Raw genomic sequence first — 1,177 nt, forward strand, 5'->3', positions numbered from 1 at the left:
TTGCTGACAAACCTGATGCTATTAATTGTTTGGCCGCAAAACCGTTAATGTCGTTAATCTCGGTTTTCTTTCCTTGCCGGACGTCTTGAAGGGTAGAGCTGATATTCGCAGCGGTCGTTTCACAAACAGATAAGATCATTTCGACTATATCGGTTTTAGTCAGTTCTAACTTATAGATATTTGAAAGTCCGCTCAACTCGTCAATCAGTGAAGGCCAATACTGTTGGAAACTTTGAGTTGATCGTATTTGGCCGTTGGAACAATTCTCGATCGCAGTGAACGCGTTAATGCCGCAATTGATGAGTNATTTACGCTGCAAAGTAGATTTAATATTGTGCTTATAGTCTGCGTGAGAGCTTATTTTTGCTAGTGATGACGGCCAGTCATCATGTTGTGAAGCGTGCTTATTTAAAGGGCCGCAATGGGTTGTACCTTCACCAGCTAGAACGAGTCTATTTGGCTTCTCTATATTGGCGCCACTAGTAGTACTTGCTGCGTAGATAGGGCGATGCTGAATCCCTTCAACGATCTCATGTTGGCTTCCCATCCCATTTTGGAAAAGAACGAAAGGAATAGCTTTCAGTAGATTAGTGTCCAGAGCATGTGCTGTTGAACAAGCAGCATGACTTTTGGTGCAGATTAATACTGCTTCGATGTAGAGCTTAGTTTCTTTGAGTGTCTGTAGATTGTGCTGGCGAACAGTTAGCTCATTGGTAACTTGTTGATCTTGAACAGTAATGTTGATCGTTTTACTGGTTCCATTCGGTCTGGTATCGAGAAAAACGCAGTTGTCCGCACCCAGTTTATAGGCCCACATTTGACCTATGGCACCGGCACCAACAATTGCGATCATCGTGCTGACAGAATCTACTAAAACGAGGTAAACCGCATCGAATTACATCGATGCGATTTTTTCCATTTGCTCGCTTAGCGTCGCTAAGCTTTGTTCGGCTGCAGCAAGCTTTTCTTTTTCTTTTTCTACAACGTCAGCAGGCGCGTTGGCGACGAATTTTTCATTGCCAAGTTTTCCTTGTAAGCGTTTGATTTCTCCTTCCGCTTTACCTGCTTCTTTCTTCAAGCGCGCAAGCTCCGCTTCAACGTTAATCAAGCCTGCCATTGGTACAAGTACTTCCATTTTGCCAACCAACTGTGTTGCGCACATTGGCAGTTCTTCGCC

1 protein-coding gene and 1 pseudogene are annotated in these 1,177 nt (G+C 43.9%); both read right to left on the bottom strand.

The annotated features are described in order from the left end of the window. Positions 1–853 (bottom strand): ketopantoate reductase family protein (locus A3738_RS22720; protein ID WP_068763869.1); only part of this gene is annotated, 853 nt, incomplete at its 3' end. Between the two features lie 42 nt (positions 854–895). Then, positions 896–1,177, bottom strand: a pseudogene (locus tag A3738_RS22725) (valine--tRNA ligase); the annotation flags it as partial.

This window comes from Oleiphilus sp. HI0066, from assembly GCF_001635725.1.